General features: G+C 62.4%; 14 protein-coding genes. 13 read left to right on the top strand and 1 reads right to left on the bottom strand.

Features of this window, described 5'->3' with window-relative positions:
- Positions 1–188: 188 nt before the first annotated feature.
- The 10 genes from tssB to AD665_RS04315 all read left to right on the top strand — a co-directional run bounded on the left by tssB (position 189) and on the right by AD665_RS04315 (position 11,896).
- Entirely contained in the window at positions 189–749 is a 561-nt protein-coding gene (tssB, locus tag AD665_RS04360; protein ID WP_024776582.1) for a type VI secretion system contractile sheath small subunit, read from the top strand.
- A gap of 30 nt (positions 750–779) precedes the next feature.
- On the top strand, positions 780–2,261 hold the full coding sequence (tssC, locus tag AD665_RS04355; RefSeq protein ID WP_024776583.1) for a type VI secretion system contractile sheath large subunit: 1,482 nt from the start codon (positions 780–782) through the stop codon (positions 2,259–2,261).
- 244 nt (positions 2,262–2,505) lie between these two features.
- On the top strand, positions 2,506–3,003 hold the full coding sequence (locus AD665_RS04350) for an Hcp family type VI secretion system effector (RefSeq protein ID WP_024776584.1): 498 nt from the start codon (positions 2,506–2,508) through the stop codon (positions 3,001–3,003).
- Positions 3,004–3,016: 13 nt separating this feature from the next.
- Positions 3,017–3,460, top strand: coding sequence for a type VI secretion system baseplate subunit TssE (gene tssE, locus AD665_RS04345; RefSeq protein ID WP_024776585.1), 444 nt, complete (start codon positions 3,017–3,019; stop codon positions 3,458–3,460).
- Positions 3,444–5,234 (top strand): type VI secretion system baseplate subunit TssF, encoded by a 1,791-nt coding sequence (gene tssF, locus AD665_RS04340; RefSeq protein ID WP_024776586.1) that lies wholly within the window; start codon positions 3,444–3,446, stop codon positions 5,232–5,234. The genes tssE and tssF overlap by 17 nt, the downstream gene beginning before the upstream one ends.
- The gene (tssG, locus tag AD665_RS04335; protein ID WP_024776591.1) at positions 5,198–6,223 is read left to right on the top strand and encodes a type VI secretion system baseplate subunit TssG; all 1,026 of its coding nucleotides are present in this window, start codon (positions 5,198–5,200) and stop codon (positions 6,221–6,223) included. Before tssF ends, tssG begins: the two co-directional genes overlap by 37 nt.
- A 1-nt stretch (position 6,224) precedes the next feature.
- The gene (gene tssH / locus AD665_RS04330) at positions 6,225–8,768 is read left to right on the top strand and encodes a type VI secretion system ATPase TssH (RefSeq protein WP_024776587.1); all 2,544 of its coding nucleotides are present in this window, start codon (positions 6,225–6,227) and stop codon (positions 8,766–8,768) included.
- Positions 8,769–8,823: 55 nt separating this feature from the next.
- Positions 8,824–9,318 carry a hypothetical protein gene (locus AD665_RS04325; RefSeq protein WP_024776588.1) on the top strand — a complete coding sequence of 165 codons (495 nt, stop codon included), beginning with the start codon at positions 8,824–8,826 and terminating at the stop codon, positions 9,316–9,318.
- Positions 9,319–9,330: 12 nt separating this feature from the next.
- Complete coding sequence (locus AD665_RS04320; protein ID WP_024776589.1) at positions 9,331–11,340, top strand: type VI secretion system Vgr family protein; 2,010 nt, start codon at positions 9,331–9,333, stop codon at positions 11,338–11,340.
- A gap of 13 nt (positions 11,341–11,353) precedes the next feature.
- A complete protein-coding gene (locus tag AD665_RS04315) occupies positions 11,354–11,896 on the top strand; it encodes a toxin-antitoxin system YwqK family antitoxin (protein WP_024776590.1) in 543 nt (180 codons plus the stop codon).
- A gap of 835 nt (positions 11,897–12,731) precedes the next feature.
- Here the strand turns inward: AD665_RS04315 and AD665_RS04310 are convergent.
- Positions 12,732–13,127 carry a DUF4280 domain-containing protein gene (locus tag AD665_RS04310; protein WP_024780030.1) on the bottom strand — a complete coding sequence of 132 codons (396 nt, stop codon included), beginning with the start codon at positions 13,125–13,127 and terminating at the stop codon, positions 12,732–12,734.
- Between the two features lie 174 nt (positions 13,128–13,301).
- Here AD665_RS04310 and AD665_RS04305 point away from each other — a divergent pair, with 174 nt between their 5' ends.
- From AD665_RS04305 to AD665_RS04295, 3 genes are all read left to right on the top strand, one after another.
- The gene (locus AD665_RS04305) at positions 13,302–14,369 is read left to right on the top strand and encodes a phosphotransferase family protein (protein ID WP_024780031.1); all 1,068 of its coding nucleotides are present in this window, start codon (positions 13,302–13,304) and stop codon (positions 14,367–14,369) included.
- A gap of 23 nt (positions 14,370–14,392) precedes the next feature.
- Positions 14,393–15,160 (top strand): SDR family oxidoreductase, encoded by a 768-nt coding sequence (locus tag AD665_RS04300; RefSeq protein ID WP_024780032.1) that lies wholly within the window; start codon positions 14,393–14,395, stop codon positions 15,158–15,160.
- 210 nt (positions 15,161–15,370) lie between these two features.
- Entirely contained in the window at positions 15,371–16,486 is a 1,116-nt protein-coding gene (locus AD665_RS04295) for a Gfo/Idh/MocA family protein (RefSeq protein ID WP_053191077.1), read from the top strand.
- Positions 16,487–16,520: the final 34 nt, after the last annotated feature.

The following is a 16,520-nucleotide window of genomic DNA, read 5'->3' as shown; positions in this document are numbered from 1 at the left end:
TTGCTTGCATTTTTATAGACCTGTTCTAGCTTCTTGGGTAGTTCGACCTGCACGGTCGAATGCACCAGGTTCGTCAAGGGAATGACAGATTTTCTGCTCTCCATTTGCAACCTGCGGATCAGCAAGGGAATGCGATGAGCGGGCCTCCCGATGCATTGCTCCCCCACATGCAATCGGAGTCGGCCGCCATGGCAGAAAGTACCCAGCACAAGCTTGACAGAGTCCGCCCTCCCCGCGTCCAGATCACCTATGACGTGGAAATCGGCAACGCCATCGAAAAGAAAGAATTGCCACTGGTCGTCGGCATTCTGGCCGACCTCTCGGGCAAGCCACTGGACCCGCTGCCCAAGCTGAACGAACGGCGCTTCACGGAAATCGATCGCGACAACTTCAACGAAGTGCTCGCCTCGATCTCCCCTCGCGCCACGCTCCAGGTGAACAACACCCTCAGCGGCGACGACAGCAAGCTCAACATCGAACTCAACTTCCGCCACATCGATGATTTCGACCCGGTCAAGGTCGTGGAACAGGTCACGCCGTTGCGCCGCCTGTTCGAAGCCCGTCAGCGCCTGCGCGACCTGCTGACCAAACTCGACGGCAACGATGACCTGGACAAATTGCTGCGCGACGTGATCGTCAACACCGAAGGCCTGCAAGAGATCAAGTCGGCCCGGCCCCAGGACGCGCCGCAAGAGCTGCCGGCCGTGGCCGCCAACGATGATCCGGCTCCGGCCGAACCACAGGCCTGATCGTGCTCATCACTCAAGGGAGATAAAGCCATGCCTGCTTCATCCAGCGCTCAAACCAGCGAGAGCACGACCCAGACCTTGTCCCTGCTGGACAAGATCATCGCCGAAGGCCGTATGGCCCATGACGACAGCCAACAGGACTACGCCCGCGACATGCTGGCCGAATTCGCCACCCAGGTCCTCGACGAAGGCATGGCCATCGACAAGGACACGGTGGCGATGATCAACGACCGCATCAGCCAGATCGACCAACTGATCAGCGCCCAGCTCAACGAAGTGCTGCACCACCCCGACCTGCAGAAACTCGAAGCGTCCTGGCGCGGCCTGCACCTGTTGGTGCAGAACACCGAAACCAGCACCCGGCTCAAACTTCGCCTGCTCAACGTCACCCAGAAAGAGCTGCAGAACGATCTGGAAAAAGCCGTCGAATTCGACCAGAGCGCGCTGTTCAAGAAAATCTACGAGGAAGAGTACGGGACCTTCGGCGGGCATCCGTTCAGCCTGCTGGTGGGCGACTACACCTTCGGCCGACACCCGCAGGACATCGGCCTGCTGGAGAAACTCTCCAACGTTGCCGCCGCGGCCCATGCCCCGTTCATTGCCGCCGCCAGCCCGCGCTTGTTCGACATGACCAGCTTTACCGAACTGGCAGTGCCCCGGGATCTGTCGAAGATTTTCGAGAGTCAGGAACTGATCAAGTGGCGCTCGTTCCGTGAAAGCGAAGATTCGCGCTACGTGTCCCTGGTGCTTCCGCACTTCCTCCTGCGCCTGCCCTACGGCCCGGACACCCGGCCGGTGGAAGGCATCAACTACGTCGAAGACGTCAACGGCACCGACCACAGCAAGTATCTGTGGGGCAACGCGGCCTGGGCACTGTCGCAACGCATCACCGAGGCCTTCGCCAAATATGGCTGGTGCGCGGCGATTCGCGGTGCCGAGGGTGGCGGCGCGGTGGAAGGCCTGCCGGCCCATACCTTCCGCACCAGTTCCGGAGACCTGTCCCTCAAGTGTCCGACCGAGGTGGCGATCACCGACCGCCGCGAGAAGGAGCTCAATGACCTGGGCTTCATCGCCCTGTGCCATAAGAAGAACAGTGACATCGCGGTGTTCTTCGGCGGCCAGACCACCAACCGGGCCAAGGTCTATAACACCAACGAGGCCAATGCCAACGCGCGGATCTCGGCGATGTTGCCCTACGTACTCGCGGCCTCGCGTTTCGCCCACTACCTGAAGGTGATCATGCGCGACAAGGTCGGCAGCTTCATGACCCGCGACAATGTGCAGACCTACCTCAACAACTGGATCGCCGACTACGTGCTGATCAACGACAACGCGCCCCAGGAGATCAAGGCGCAGTACCCGTTGCGCGAGGCGCGGGTGGACGTGACGGAAGTGGCCGGCAAGCCCGGAGCCTACAACGCCACGGTGTTCCTGCGACCGCACTTCCAGCTTGAGGAGTTGACCGCCTCGATCCGCCTGGTGGCGACCCTGCCGCCACCGGTTGCTGCCTGACCGCTGAAACCTGAGGCGAGGATGCTCGTTGTGGCGAGGGGATTTATCGAAACGTCGCACCGCCCCGCTGGGGCGCGAAGCGGCCCAAAATCCCGGCAACTCGGTCTATTCGAGAGATTGAGCTGACTGTTCAAGGGGCTGCTACGCAGCCCAGCGGGGATAAACCCCCTCGCCACAGGGGTTCGGCGTTCGTTTTTAGCGGTATTGGGTACCCCCCATTTGTCTTCTTCTGGAGTTCCACACCATGGATGCAATCATTCTCGACCTCGGCGGCGACATCAAGGGCGACAGCCTGCTGGAGGGTTTCACGGACAAGATCGAGGTCATGTCCTACAGCCACAACGTGGCGATGCAAGTCACCAACGACGTCAGCAACTCGGAGCGCACCTCGGGGCGACCGCATATCGGTGAGTTCACCCTGACCAAATTCATCGACAGCTCCACCCCTTCCCTCAACGAATATTGCTGCGCCGGCAAACCGATCCCGCAAGCCGTCATCACCATCGGACGCAATGCTGCCGAAGGCAGCGGCAAAATCATGCCCTTCATCGTCTACACCCTGACCAACGTCGTACTGTCCAACGTCAGTGTCAGCGGCGGCACGGGCGGCAAGCCGGTGGAAACCCTGTCGCTGAACTTCACCAAGATCAAATGGGAACTCACCGCCCAGAAAGACGACGGCACCAAGGAAGGCACGGCGGGCACGACCTGGGACCTGGCGGCCAACAAGATGACCAAGTAGGGACACTGCCCTGATGACTGGCTTCGGGCTTCGCCCGCCGCTGTTCGAACGCCTGGCCAGCCAGGCGGATGAACATGGCCGGGTGTTTGACCGACAGGCGCTGCAGGATTCGGTCCACGCCGAACTGCATCGCCTGTTCAACACCCGACGCGGCCCCCAGGCGCTGACCGAACCGCCGAGCATTCTGGACTACGGCATAGCCGACTGGACCGCATTGCAACAGCAACGCAGCGATGACCGGCGCCTGCTGACTCGGGAAATACACCAGGCCATCAGCCATTTCGAACCCCGCCTGCAACTGGGCGAGGTCCAGGTCGTCCCGGTACCGGGCCACCCACAACAACTGGGCATACGGCTGTTGGGGGTGCTGCGTGGCGACCCGCACTCATGGCCCGTGGCGTTTGTCATCGAGCACGCCGGCGACGGTCTTGAGGTGCGACATGAGCGACTCGATTGATCCGCAACTGCTGGATTACTACCAGCGCGAACTGACCTGGTTGCGTCATGCCGGAAGCCTGTTCGCCGAACGTTACCCCAAGGTTGCCCGACGCCTGGAGCTGTCCCCCGGCGAATGCCCGGACCCGCACGTCGAGCGACTACTGGAAGGCTTCGCCCTGCTGTCCGCCCGGCTGCAACGCCGGCTGGACGACGACTACGCCGAATTCAGCGATGCCCTGCTCGAACAGCTCTATCCGTTGGCCATGCGCCCGTTGCCTTCGTGCGCAATCGTGCAGTTCGAGCCCGACCCGAGCAAAGGCAACCTCGACGACGGCTATCCCCTGCCCCGGGACACGCCCTTGTTCGTCACCACGGACAAGGGTCAGAGCATTCACTTTCGCACCACCGCCGCCGTGCACCTGTGGCCGCTGGAAGTCAGCGAAGCCCTGTTGCTGGGCAGTGACGAGGCCCAGGCGCTGACCGGGGTGGTGCAGGCGCGCTCAGCCTTGCGCCTGAACCTGCGATGCCTGGGCGAGCGCCAATGGTCGACGCTGGGGATCGACACCCTGCGGGTGCACCTGGCGGCCTCGCCAATGATCAACGCCTGGCTGTACGACCTGCTCGGCGCCCACACGGTCAAGGTCTTGGCCGGCTCGCCGGGCAGCGTACCGGAACCGTTGGCCGGCCTGCCGCGGATCGTCGGTTTCGCCAGCGACGAAGCCCTGCTGCCGGATGAGGATGGCGTGCATCCGGGCATGCGCCTGCTGGCGGAATACTTTGCCTTCCCCGACAAGTTCGGTTTCTTCGACCTGCCCCTGGCCGGAGCGACCAGCGACAGCTCGTCCCTGTACCTGTACATCGTCTTCGATCGCGCCCCCGCCAATCGCCTGCCGCTCCAGGCCAGCGACATCGCCCTGGGCTGCACGCCGGTGATCAATCTCTTCCCCAGGACCAGCGAGCCGCTGCGCCCTGACGGCACCCGCAGCGAATATCGGCTGGTGGCCGACAGTCATCGGGAAAACAGTGTCGAGATCCACAGCATCCGCACCGTGCGTGCCACGTCCAGCCAGGGCGTGCGTAAAGTGCCGACCTATTACGGCAGCCAGCACGGCAACGACCAGCACTGCTATTGGCATGCACGGCGGGTCAGCGGCATGAGCCCGAACCGGCTGGGCACCGACTTGTTGGTCAGCCTGGTGGACACCCAGCTCGACCCGCTCGCCGACACCCGCGACTACAGCCTCACCGCCGAATTGCTGTGCACCAGCCGACACCTGGCCCAGAGCCTGCCGGCGGGCACGCCGCTGGGCTTCGAGCGTCCGGGCCCGGTGGCCTGGGCCCGCCTGCGCAACCCGCCGAGCCCGCAGAGTCTGCCGCGCCTGAATGGTGAATCGCGCTGGCGGCTGGTGTCGCAATTGACCCTCAACCATTTGTCCCTGGTGGAAGGCCCCCAGGCGCTGGATGCGCTGCGCGAGATTCTGGAGCTGCATAACCTGCGGGACGAGGCCAGTGCCCACCGCCAGATCGAAGGGGTCATGGGCCTGGGTTGCGACCGGGTCATCGCCCATGTCGGTGAAGATGCCTGGCGTGGCTGGCGCAATGGCCTGGAAGTACGCCTGCAACTGGACCCGCAGCATTTCGTCGGCAGCAGCGCCGTGCTGTTCTCCGGCGTCCTGGCGCAGTTCTTCTCACTCTATGCCACCGCCAATCGCTTCGTGCGCACGGTGCTGGTTCAGTCCGACAGGGAGGTTAAGACATGGCAACCCCAAGCCGGCAAACCCCTGACGCTCTGAACCTGAGCCAGCGCCTGAGACGCGATCCACAGCGTTTCGAATGGCTCCAGGCCTTGTTGCTGCTGGAGCGCGAACATCCCCAGGCCGAGCCTCTGGGCAGCGGCACCGCGCCCCACGCCGAAGCGTTGCGCCTGCGAGGACCGTTGACGCCGCTGTTCGCCGCCAGCGAAGTCGAGAACCTGAGCCAGGAACCCGGTTCGCCCCCCGTGCTGACCACGCCGATCTTTGGCCTCGGTGGCCCCGACGGCCCGTTGCCCTACGCTTATCAGGAATGGCTGCAACAGCGGGCACGGGCGCGGGACCATGCGCCGGCGGAATTTCTCGACCTGTTCCAGCACCGGCTGCTCAGCCTGCTTTACAAAGTGATGCGCAAGCATCGCATTGCTCTGGGCTTCACTCCCCCGGGCGCCTCCGCCGTGCAGACACAATTGCGCGCCCTGACCGGCCTGCTGCCCAAGGCCTTGCAGGAACGCCAGGCCGCCCCCGATTCCGCCGCGCTGGCGTGCACCGCGCTGTACGCCGACGGCCGCCGCTCCCTGGCCGGGTTCGCGGCCATTGTCCGCGAGCAGTTCGGTCTGCCAGTGGAACTGACCGCCTATGAAGGCGGCTGGCGCGAGATCCCGCCGGCCAGCCGCAGCCGCTTGCAACCGGGCGGCCGCAACTTGCGCCTGGGTCGTAGCGCCGTGGCCGGCACCCGGGTCTGGGACGAGCATGCCGGCGTGCGTCTGACCCTCGGCCCATTGAGCGCAGCCCAGGCCAGCGGATTGCTGCCCAACGGCGAAACCCATCCGTTGCTTGCCAGCCTGTATGCCCTGTATTTCGGCCCCGACCTGGATTGCACCCTGGTGCTGCTGATCCGGGGCGCCGGCCCACTGCAACTGGGCCACCAGGCCCCGCCACGACTGAACTGGAACGGCGGCCTGCAACGGCAGTCGAGCCTGGCCCTGCAACGGATCGAAACCCGCCTTCGTCAGCCGGAGATCGCCTGAAATGGAACTGGCCAGCCTGATCGGACGCCTCAACCCGGACAATCGTCGCGCCCTGGAACGGGCCGCCCAGCGCTGCCTGCAACGCAGTCATCATTACGTGGAAATCGAACACCTGTTGCTGGAGTTGCTGGACATCGAAGGCGGTGACTTCGCCTGTCTGCTACCGCGCTTCGGCCTTGAGCGTGACGCGGTGGCGGCGGAGACCAACAAGGCCCTGGACCTGTTCAAGTCCGGTAGCACACGCACACCCGCGCTGTCGGCGCAAACCATCGGCCTGCTGGAAGACGCCGTGGTCCAGGCCAGTGTGCTCGGCCTGGCCAGCATCCGCTCGGGGCTGTTGCTGCTGGCGCTGCTGGACCGCGATGAGCGTCGCAGCCTGTTGCTCAACAGCGCCTCGTCGCTGCTGCGTATTCCCCGGGATGCCCTGCGCACCCATCTGTTGGAATGGACCGAAAGCTCCCGGGAACATGCCGGCGTTGCCCGTCCGGCGAAACCCGGGCAGGCAGCGCAAAAACAGGACCCGGTACTCGACCAGTACACCCAGGACCTGACCGACGATGCCCGCAATGGCCGCATCGACCCCATCGTCGGGCGCGACGGCGAGATCCGCCAATGCATCGATATCCTGCTCCGGCGCCGGCAGAACAACCCGATCCTGGTGGGCGCACCGGGTGTCGGCAAGACCGCCGTGGTAGAAGGCCTCGCCTTGCGCATCGCCGCCGGAGATGTGCCGCCGTCGCTGCAGGAGGTCACGTTGCGGGTGCTCGATCTCGGTCTGTTGCAGGCCGGCGCGGGGGTCAAGGGTGAATTCGAGCAACGCCTCAAAGGCGTGATCGACGCGGTACGCAGTGCCGAGAAACCGATCATTCTGTTCATCGACGAAGCCCATACCCTGATCGGTGCCGGCGGCGCAGAGGGCGGCAGCGACGCGGCCAACCTGCTCAAACCGGCCCTGGCCCGGGGCGAACTGCGCACCCTGGCCGCCACCACCTGGCTGGAATACAAGAAATACTTCGAGAAAGACCCGGCCCTGGCCCGCCGCTTCCAGTTGGTACAGGTCGAAGAGCCGGACGAACTCACTGCCGTGGAAATGCTTCGTGGCGTGGCCAGCAAACTGGAACACCACCATGGCGTGCAAGTGCTGGACGCGGCGATCCACGAAGCGGTGAAGCTCTCCCACCGCTACATTTCCGGACGGCAACTGCCGGACAAGGCCATCAGCGTGCTCGACACCGCCTGCGCCCGGGTCGCCCTCGGCCAGCACGACGTACCGCCGCCACTGGAAAGCCTGCGACACCGGCAGAACAGCCTCAAGGACGAAGTCGAACGACTGCGCCGGGAACAAGCCACCGGGCTGGACCATCGCGAACGCATCACCCTGCTCGAAGGCGAATCCGCCGACAACGTGCAGGCCATCCGCGAACTGGAAACCCGCTGGGGCGAAGAGCGCGAAGCGGTGCGCGAACTGCTCGATACCCGGCGCGAACTGCTGGCCCTGAGCGAACGCGCCGACGCTGAAAAAGCCGACACCGATATCGATAACCGCATCGACCACCTGGCGGCCGAACTGCTGCGCCTGGAAGCCGGCCTCGATGCCATTCGTCAGGACGACCCACTGGTGCCCGAGCAGGTGGACAGCAAGACCGTGGCCGCCGTAATCGCCGGCTGGACCGGTATTCCCGTGGGCAAGATGCTCGCCGATGAAGCCCATGCCGTGCGCACCCTCGGCCAGCGCATGGGCTTGCGGGTCATGGGCCAGGGCACGGCCCTCAATACCATTGCCCAACGCCTGCAAGCCTACCGCGCCGGCCTCACCGACCCGCAAAAACCGGTGGGCGTGTTCCTGCTGGTCGGCCCCACCGGAGTGGGCAAGACCGAAACCGCCTATGCCCTGGCCGATGCCTTGTACGGCGGCGAACGCAACCTGATCAGCATCAACCTCTCGGAGTACCAGGAAGCCCACACCGTCAGCCAACTCAAAGGCGCCCCGCCCGGCTACGTCGGCTATGGCAGCGGTGGCGTACTCACCGAAGCGGTGCGGCGCAAACCCTACTCGGTGGTGTTGCTGGACGAAATCGAAAAGGCCCACCCGGACGTGCTCGAAGCCTTCTACAACGTGTTCGACAAGGGCCTGATGGAGGACGGCACCGGCCTGGTGGTGGATTTCAAGAACACCGTGATGCTTGCCACCAGCAACGTCGGCGCCGAATTACTGCTGGACACACCGGCTGCGCAACTGGGCAGCGATGCCTTCAACGAAGCCTTGCACAAGGTGCTGCTGCAAGCGTTTCGTCCGGCGTTCCTGGCGCGCATGACGGTGGTGGCGTATCGACCGCTCGATGAGGCAACGCTGGAGGGCATCGTGCTGGCGAAGCTGGAGAAATTGCGCGGGCGCTACAAGGCCGCGACGGGCAAGCAGTTCGAGTTCGATGCCGGGATCGTCAAAGCGGTGCTTGCCAAGTGCAGCGCGGCGGGGGCACGGGATGTGGAGAATGTGTTGATGACGCAGGTGACCGGAAAACTGGCGGAATGGGCATTGGAATAAAACGTTGCCCCAGTGCCTATCGGAGATGTGATCAAAACCTACAGGAGCTGCAAATATGGGCTATGCACAATCAACACTTACCGCAGCGAGTATTGCCACGCACGATCCTTGGACACCGATGGTGAACTCCATCATTAAATCCGGGGCTGTCTACGGAGAGGAACTTGATGTAATCGGTGCTGTGGGTGGTACAAATCTTGTCACCGGCACCCGTTCAGGGATGCTTCTGCTTGATGGCCTGAAGGTGGGTGACAATAGCGCGCATATTTCTATTACTCCGAACGATTCAGGCATGTGGACCTATTTTCATGTAACTATGGTAGGTGGAAAAAATAACGGATCTATTTACTTTCAACTTGAAACTGACCAAGACGATCAACTTGACGTCAAGTCTTCAACGAAGACCTTGCTGAAAGAAGAAGGTAAAAAAGCAAAAATATCCAAAGCCACTCATACCATTACCACGCCACCTGAACACTTACTCAAAGACCTGAAAACAGTGATGGAGAAGCTGTTAGGCAGTAATTTCGTGAAGGGTGAGGCGGTATAGAGGTATCAATCGATGGCCCGCTCCACCGACAGCAACACCACCCTATCCCTCACCGCCGCCACGGTGTCGGCGCTGTACCCTGAATCGCTATCCGGCGAAGAAAGACTCAATGCCTTGGGCTCGCACATCCTCAATGGCGTCGTCGACGGCGCCCCGCTGACGCTCGCCAGCGCAGTCGCCAGCCATGTCACCACTACCCTGCACAAGGACGCCCTGCTACGTCCGCTGGATTGGCTGGTCGCCGAAATCCGCCAGTTGCCCGCCGACGCTACCGCCGAGCGCTATCAGCTGTTGCTCAGGCCCTGGCTCTGGTGGCTGAGCCTGGCCAGCAACAACCGGGTGTTCCAGAACCTCGCCACGTCGGACATCGTCACCACGATCTTCAAGGCCCACGCGTTTACCGATTTCCAGCTCAAACTCAGCGGCAGCTACACGCCGAGGGAGTATTGCGTGCAGTACGGCGAAACCGATCTGGCCTTCATTTCCCGACTGTTGGAAGAAGATGGGATTTTCTGGTTCTTCAGCCATGAAGCCGGCACGCACACCCTGGTGCTGGCCGACAGCAACGACGCCTTCGCACCGATTCCCAACGGACCGACGGTGAACTATCTCGGGCAGGGAATGGGCGAGCGGGAACTGCATGGCATCCGCTCGGGGCACGTGTCCCTGCAAGCGGTGGCCGGGGTCTATCAGGCGACCGACTATGAATTCACCACGCCGACGACCTCGCTCTACAGCCAGGCCGAAGCCGTGGCCGGCCCCAGTTCGATATACGAACATCCGGGCGGCTACAACGCCAAGGCCCAGGGCGATGCATTGACCAAGCAGCGGGTGGACGGCTTGCGCAGCCAGGCGCAGCGGTTTGTCGGTGAAAGCGATTGCCGCTGGCTGGTGCCGGGGTATTGGTTCACCCTCGCTGGCCACGAAGATCCGTCGTTGAACATCGATTGGGTGGTGACCTCGGTCAGTCATGAAGCCAGCCACGACAGTTACCGCAATCGCTTCGAAGCGATTCCCAAGGCCACGCCATATAGACCGGCCCGCCTCACGCCGAAACCGCGCATGCACACCCAGACCGCACTGGTGGTGGGCAAGGCCGGCGAAGAAATCTGGACCGATGAATACGGGCGGATCAAGCTGCAGTTCCCCTGGGACCGCACCGGCAAGAATGACGAAACCTCGTCTTGCTGGGTGCGGGTGGTCCTGCCCTGGAGCGGCAAGGGTTTTGGCATGCAGTTCGTACCCCGGATCGGCCAGGAAGTCATCGTTACGTTCATCGACGGCGACCCCGACCGACCGCTGGTGACTGGCTGCGTCTACAACGGCGACAACGCCCTGCCCTACGCGCTGCCGGCGAACCAGACCCAATCCGGGATCAAGACCAACTCGTCAAAGGGTGGCGGCGGTTTCAATGAGTTGCGCTTCGAGGACAAGAAGGATGCCGAGGAGGTGTTTCTCCAGGCCCAGAAGGACTTCAACATCAACGTGCTCAACGACACCACCGCCACCGTCGGCCATGACGAAACCCTTACCGTGCAGAATGCCCGCACCCGCACGGTCAAGGACGGCGATGAGACTGTCACACTGGAGAAAGGCAAACGCAACGTGACGATCCAGACCGGCAGCGACAGCCTCGATGTGAAAGACACCCGCACCGTGACCGTGGGCTCGGACCAGACCCACAGCACCGGCGGCAACTACACGCACAAGGTCACCGGCAACTACGAGCTGACCGTGGACGGCAACCTGACCATCAAGGTCAGCGGCACCCTGACCCTGCAAAGCGGCGGCAGTTTCGCCATCAAGAGCGGCGCGGACCTGGCGGCCCAGGCCAGCACGTCCATCAGCCAGAAGGCTGGCACGGCGCTGAGCAATCAGGCCGGCACCTCGCTGGAGAACAAGGCCGGCACCACCCTGACCAATGACGCCGGCATCAGCCTGGTCAATAAGGCCGCCGCGGAACAGACAGTGGACGGCGGCGGCATGCTGACCATCAAGGGCGGCCTGGTGAAGGTCAACTGACAGGAGCGCGACGATGGCCTCGAAGAAGCTTGACCTGGAACGTGGCGACAGCCAACTGAGCGGTCAGTTGATCGACGGCCGGCTCGACGGCCCATTGCACATCGAAGAAGCCCGACGCCCGCAAGCGAAACTCAACTACAGCCAAGGTGAACTGCAAGGCACCAGCACCTTGTACCACCCCAATGGAAAGGTTTCGGCGGTGTTGCCGTTCGTCAAAGGCAAGTTGCAGGGCGTGGCGAGCTTTTACGCGGCCGAAGGTGGGTTGCAGCGCCAAGCCACCTATCGCGGCGGGTTGCTGCACGGCGAAACCAACAACTATTTCCCGGACGGGCAATTGGCCGAGGCGGAGTTTTATCGCGACGGCGTGCGCGACGGTCGCTATCGCCGCCTGCACCCCAACGGTAACCCGGCCATCGAAGCCCGCTACCTCAACGGCCAACTGCTGGAACCCGCCCACGCCTACGCCGAGGATGGGCGCCCGCTGGATGCCGACGGCAAGCCGATTTCCCGGGTACGCTGGTGGTTCCGGCGCTGGAATGATCCGGCGCAGGCCTGAGCGCCTGGCTTCTGCTGGACTTTGAGACCTGAACCCACCGGCAAACCTTGTGGGAGCGAGCCTGCTCGCGATGGCGTCGGCACACTCAACATCTTCATGACAGACACTCCGCTATCGCGAGCAGGCTCGCTCCCACACTGGATTTGAGATGTAGGCAGCAATTTCATACACCACCAGCCCTTGTGGGAGCCAGGCTTGCCCGCGATGGCGTCGGCACACTCAACATCTCCATGACAGACACTCCGCTATCGCGAGCAGGCTCGCTCCCACACTGGATTTGAGATGTAGGCAGCAATTTCATACACCACCAGCCCCTGTGGGAGCCAGGCTTGCCCGCGATGGCGGCGGCACATCCAACATCTTCATTTCAGACTCTCCGCTATCGCGAGCAAGCTCGCTCCCACACTGGATTTGAGATGTAGGCATCAATTTCATACACCACCAGCCCCTGTGGGAGCCAGGCTTGCCCGCGATGGCGTCGGCACATCCAACATCTTCATTTCAGACTCTCCGCTATCGCGAGCAAGCTTTGCTCCCACACTGGATTTGAGATGTAGGCAGCAATTTCACACACCACCGGCCCCTGTGGGAGCCAGGCTTGCCCGCGATGGCGTCGGCACATCCAACATCTTCATTTCAGACTCTCCGCTATCGCGAGCAAGCTTTGCTCCCACACTGGATTTGAGATGTAGGCAGCAATTTCACACACCACCGGCCCCTGTGGGAGCCAGGCTTGCCCGCGATGGCGTCGGCACATCCAACATCTTCATTTCAGACTCTCCGCTATCGCGAGCAAGCTTTGCTCCCACAGCAGATCCTCGATAAAACGCCCCTGTCAGGGAATCAACATCTGCACCTGCCCCGGCACAACAATCTTGATCACCCCCGCCCAGGTACACATCAAGGTGCTGTTGGCATCGATCGCCGGCATATTGCCCAACAACAAGGTAGGCGCACCGCCGGGTATCCAGGGTGCGGCAGTAGCGGGAATACAAGGCATGGGCGTCAACACACCCAGGGCCGCCGCAGTCGCAGCGGCTACGGTGGGGTTGGCCAGGCTCGTGCACATGCCGAACGTGGTGATGTTCACCAGCGGAATGTGATCCATGATATTCGCCGCCGGCATGCCACCGGTCAGCATTCGATTGACCGGCAATACGTTGAGCACCGCCGGGGCTGCACCGAAGCTGCATTGCAGGGTGGCGGTACTGCAGACTTGCGGGCATCCCATCGTGGGCGACTCCTTGAAGCGACCCCGAAACCATAGCTCACCTGCGCGCATCAGGCCCGCTGATTATCCGGCAACACGCTAACCTATAAGACCCGGGCGTGCTTGTGACGCCTCCCACACGCCATTAGATTAGCCAATGATTGATGGCCTCCAGAATAAGCAGAAGGGATAAGCATGGCGTTTACTGATCAGTCCACCCGCGTGCGCGACGGTGAAGAACTCGATGCCAACCTGATCGACCCGTACCTCAAGGCCCACATTCCCGGCCTGACCGGCGCGCCACGGATCAGTCAGTTTCCCGGTGGCGCATCGAACCTGACCTACCTGCTGGAGTATCCCGAACAGGAATTCGTCCTGCGCCGTCCACCGTTCGGCCACAAGGCCAAATCCGCCCATGACATGGGCCGTGAATTCCGCATCCTTAATCAGTTGCGCGACGAGTTCCCGTATTGCCCGAAAGCCTATGTGCACTGCACCGATGAGTCCGTCATGGGCGCCGAGTTCTACGTGATGGAACGGGTCAAGGGCATCATCCTGCGTTCCGACCTGCCGCCGGAGCTGGGTTTCGACGCCGCCCGCACCGAAGTGCTGTGCAAGAGCTTCATCGACCGGCTCGTCGAACTGCACCGAGTCGATTACCACGCTTGCGGCCTGGCCGACCTCGGCAAGCCCGAAGGCTACGTGGCCCGCCAGATCCGTGGCTGGAGCGAACGCTACGAAAAAGCCCTGACCCCCGACGCGCCGAAATGGGAGACGGTCAAGGCCTGGCTCAACGACAAGATGCCGGCCGACCATCCAGTTTCCAGCATCGTCCACAACGACTACCGCTTCGATAACGTGATCCTCGACCCGGACAACCCGATGCAAATCATCGGCGTGCTGGACTGGGAACTGACCACCCTTGGCGACCCGCTGATGGACCTGGGCAACAGCCTCGCCTACTGGATCGAAGCGACGGACCCGGCGCCGGTCCAGTTGATGCGCCGCCAGCCCAGCCACGCGCCCGGCATGCTGACCCGTCGCGAGTTCGTGGATTACTACGCCGAACGCGCCGGTATCCGCATCGACAATTTCGACTTCTATTACACCTACGGCCTGTTCCGCCTGGCCGGTATCGTCCAGCAGATCTACTACCGCTTCTTCCACGGCCAGACCCAGGACCAACGCTTCGCCCAGTTCGTTCAGATGAACAAACTGCTGGAGCAAATGAGTTTGCAGGTCATCGGCCAATCCACGCTCTGAGCGCTCCATGACAAGGAAACAGCATGTCCAAGACCCAGTTGTTCGACCTCGACGGTAAAATCGCTTTCGTTTCCGGCGCCAGCCGTGGCATCGGCGAGGCCATCGCCAAGTTGCTGGCCCAGCAAGGTGCCCATGTGATCGTTTCCAGCCGCAAGCTCGACGGTTGCCAGCACGTGGCCGACGCCATCATCGCCGCGGGTGGCAAAGCCACGGCCATCGCCTGCCACATCGGTGAAATGGAGCAGATCAGCCAGGTCTTCGCCGGCATTCGCGAACAGTTCGGGCGCCTGGACATCCTGGTGAACAACGCGGCCACCAACCCGCAGTTCTGCAACGTGCTGGACACCGACCTGGGCGCCTTCCAGAAAACCGTCGATGTGAACATTCGCGGTTATTTCTTCATGTCGGTGGAAGCCGGCAAGCTGATGCGCGAGCACGGCGGCGGCAGCATCATCAACGTGGCATCGATCAACGGCATCTCGCCGGGCATTTTCCAGGGCATCTACTCGGTGACCAAGGCCGCGGTGATCAACATGACCAAAGTGTTCGCCAAGGAGTGTGCGCAGTTCGGCATCCGCTGCAACGCCCTGCTGCCGGGCCTGACCGACACCAAGTTCGCCTCGGCACTGGTCAAGAACGACGCGATCCTAAAAACCGCCCTGGCGCAGATTCCGCTCAAACGCGTGGCCGACCCAAGCGAAATGGCTGGCGCCGTGTTGTACCTGGCCAGTGACGCGTCGAGCTACACCACCGGTGTGGCGCTGAATGTGGATGGTGGGTTCCTTTCCTGACATCGCACTTTCCCCCTGTGGGAGCGAGCCTGCTCGCGATGACGGTGGCTCAGTGGCATTGATGTTGACTGATACACCGCCATCGCGAGCAGGCTCGCTTCCACAGGGGCCCTCACCCAAGAAAGAATATTTATTCCAATATTTGCAATTTACGAATATTTATTCCATAAAGAGCCCTCCTGAACATCACTATTCAAAGGGCTCTTTCTCATGCGCGAACTTGGCATTGGCTTGATTGGCACCGGTTTCATGGGCCGTGCCCATGCCTTGGCATTCAACAATGCCAAAGCGGTATTCGACCTCCCCTTTAACCTGACCCTGGCGGCCCTGGCCGATGCCGATCCGCAGCGTGCCCTGCAATGCGCCAGTAGCTGGGGTTTCGAGACGGTTCATAGCGACTGGCAACAACTGATCGACGACCCGAAGGTCCATCTGGTCGCCATCACCACCCCCAACCACCTGCATTATCCGATGGCCATGGCGGCGCTGGCGGCGGGCAAGGCGGTCTACTGCGAAAAACCCCTGGCGGTGTCCCTGGAACAGGCCGAGCAGATGCGCCAGGCCGCCAAGGCCGCCGGCGTGGTCACGCGGGTCGGCTACAACTACCAGCACAACCCGATCATTCATCTGGCACGGGAGATGATCCAGCGCGGGGAGCTGGGCCGGATCATCAGTTTTCAGGGTGAGTTCAGCGAGGACTTCATGGCCGACCCGACTTCGCCATGGTCATGGCGCTGCGAAGCGGCCCATGCCGGTGGCGCATTGGCGGACCTGGGCAGCCATCTGCTGGCCATGGCCCGTTACCTGCTGGGCGATGTCGAAGCGGTCTGCGCCGACAGCCAGACCGTGCACAACCAACGCCCGGCCAGCACGGGCAATCCCGAACAACGCACCATCGCGGTAGATGATCAGGTCCACGCCCTGCTGCGCTTCAGCAGCGGCGCCCGCGGCACAGTGAGCAGCAGTTGGCTGAAACACGGGCGCAAGAATCATCTAGGCTTCGAGATCAGCGGCACCCTTGGCACGCTGATATTCGATCAGGAACGACTGAATGAACTGCAGGTGAGCCGTGTCGGCCAGGCGGGTTTCCAGCGGTTGCTGGCCGGCCCGGACCTGCCGGGCTATGCCGCGTTCAGCCCGGCCGCCGGGCACCAGTTGGGCTACAACGAATTGAAGACCCTGGAGGTACAGGAACTGATCATGACCCTCGCCGATCAAGGTGGCAGTGGGACGGACTTCGAAGAGGCCTGGGAAGTGGAGCGGCTGGCGGCGGCCATTCGCTTGTCGGCACGGGAACAGCGGTGGGTGCAAGTCTGCGGATTATGACCCCCTCTTCCACCTCACCACTGGCTGTCTCGTC

It is taken from the genome of Pseudomonas corrugata (genome assembly GCF_001269905.1).
Lineage (GTDB): Bacteria > Pseudomonadota > Gammaproteobacteria > Pseudomonadales > Pseudomonadaceae > Aquipseudomonas > Aquipseudomonas corrugata.
This window is presented reverse-complemented; position numbering and strand designations above follow the sequence as displayed.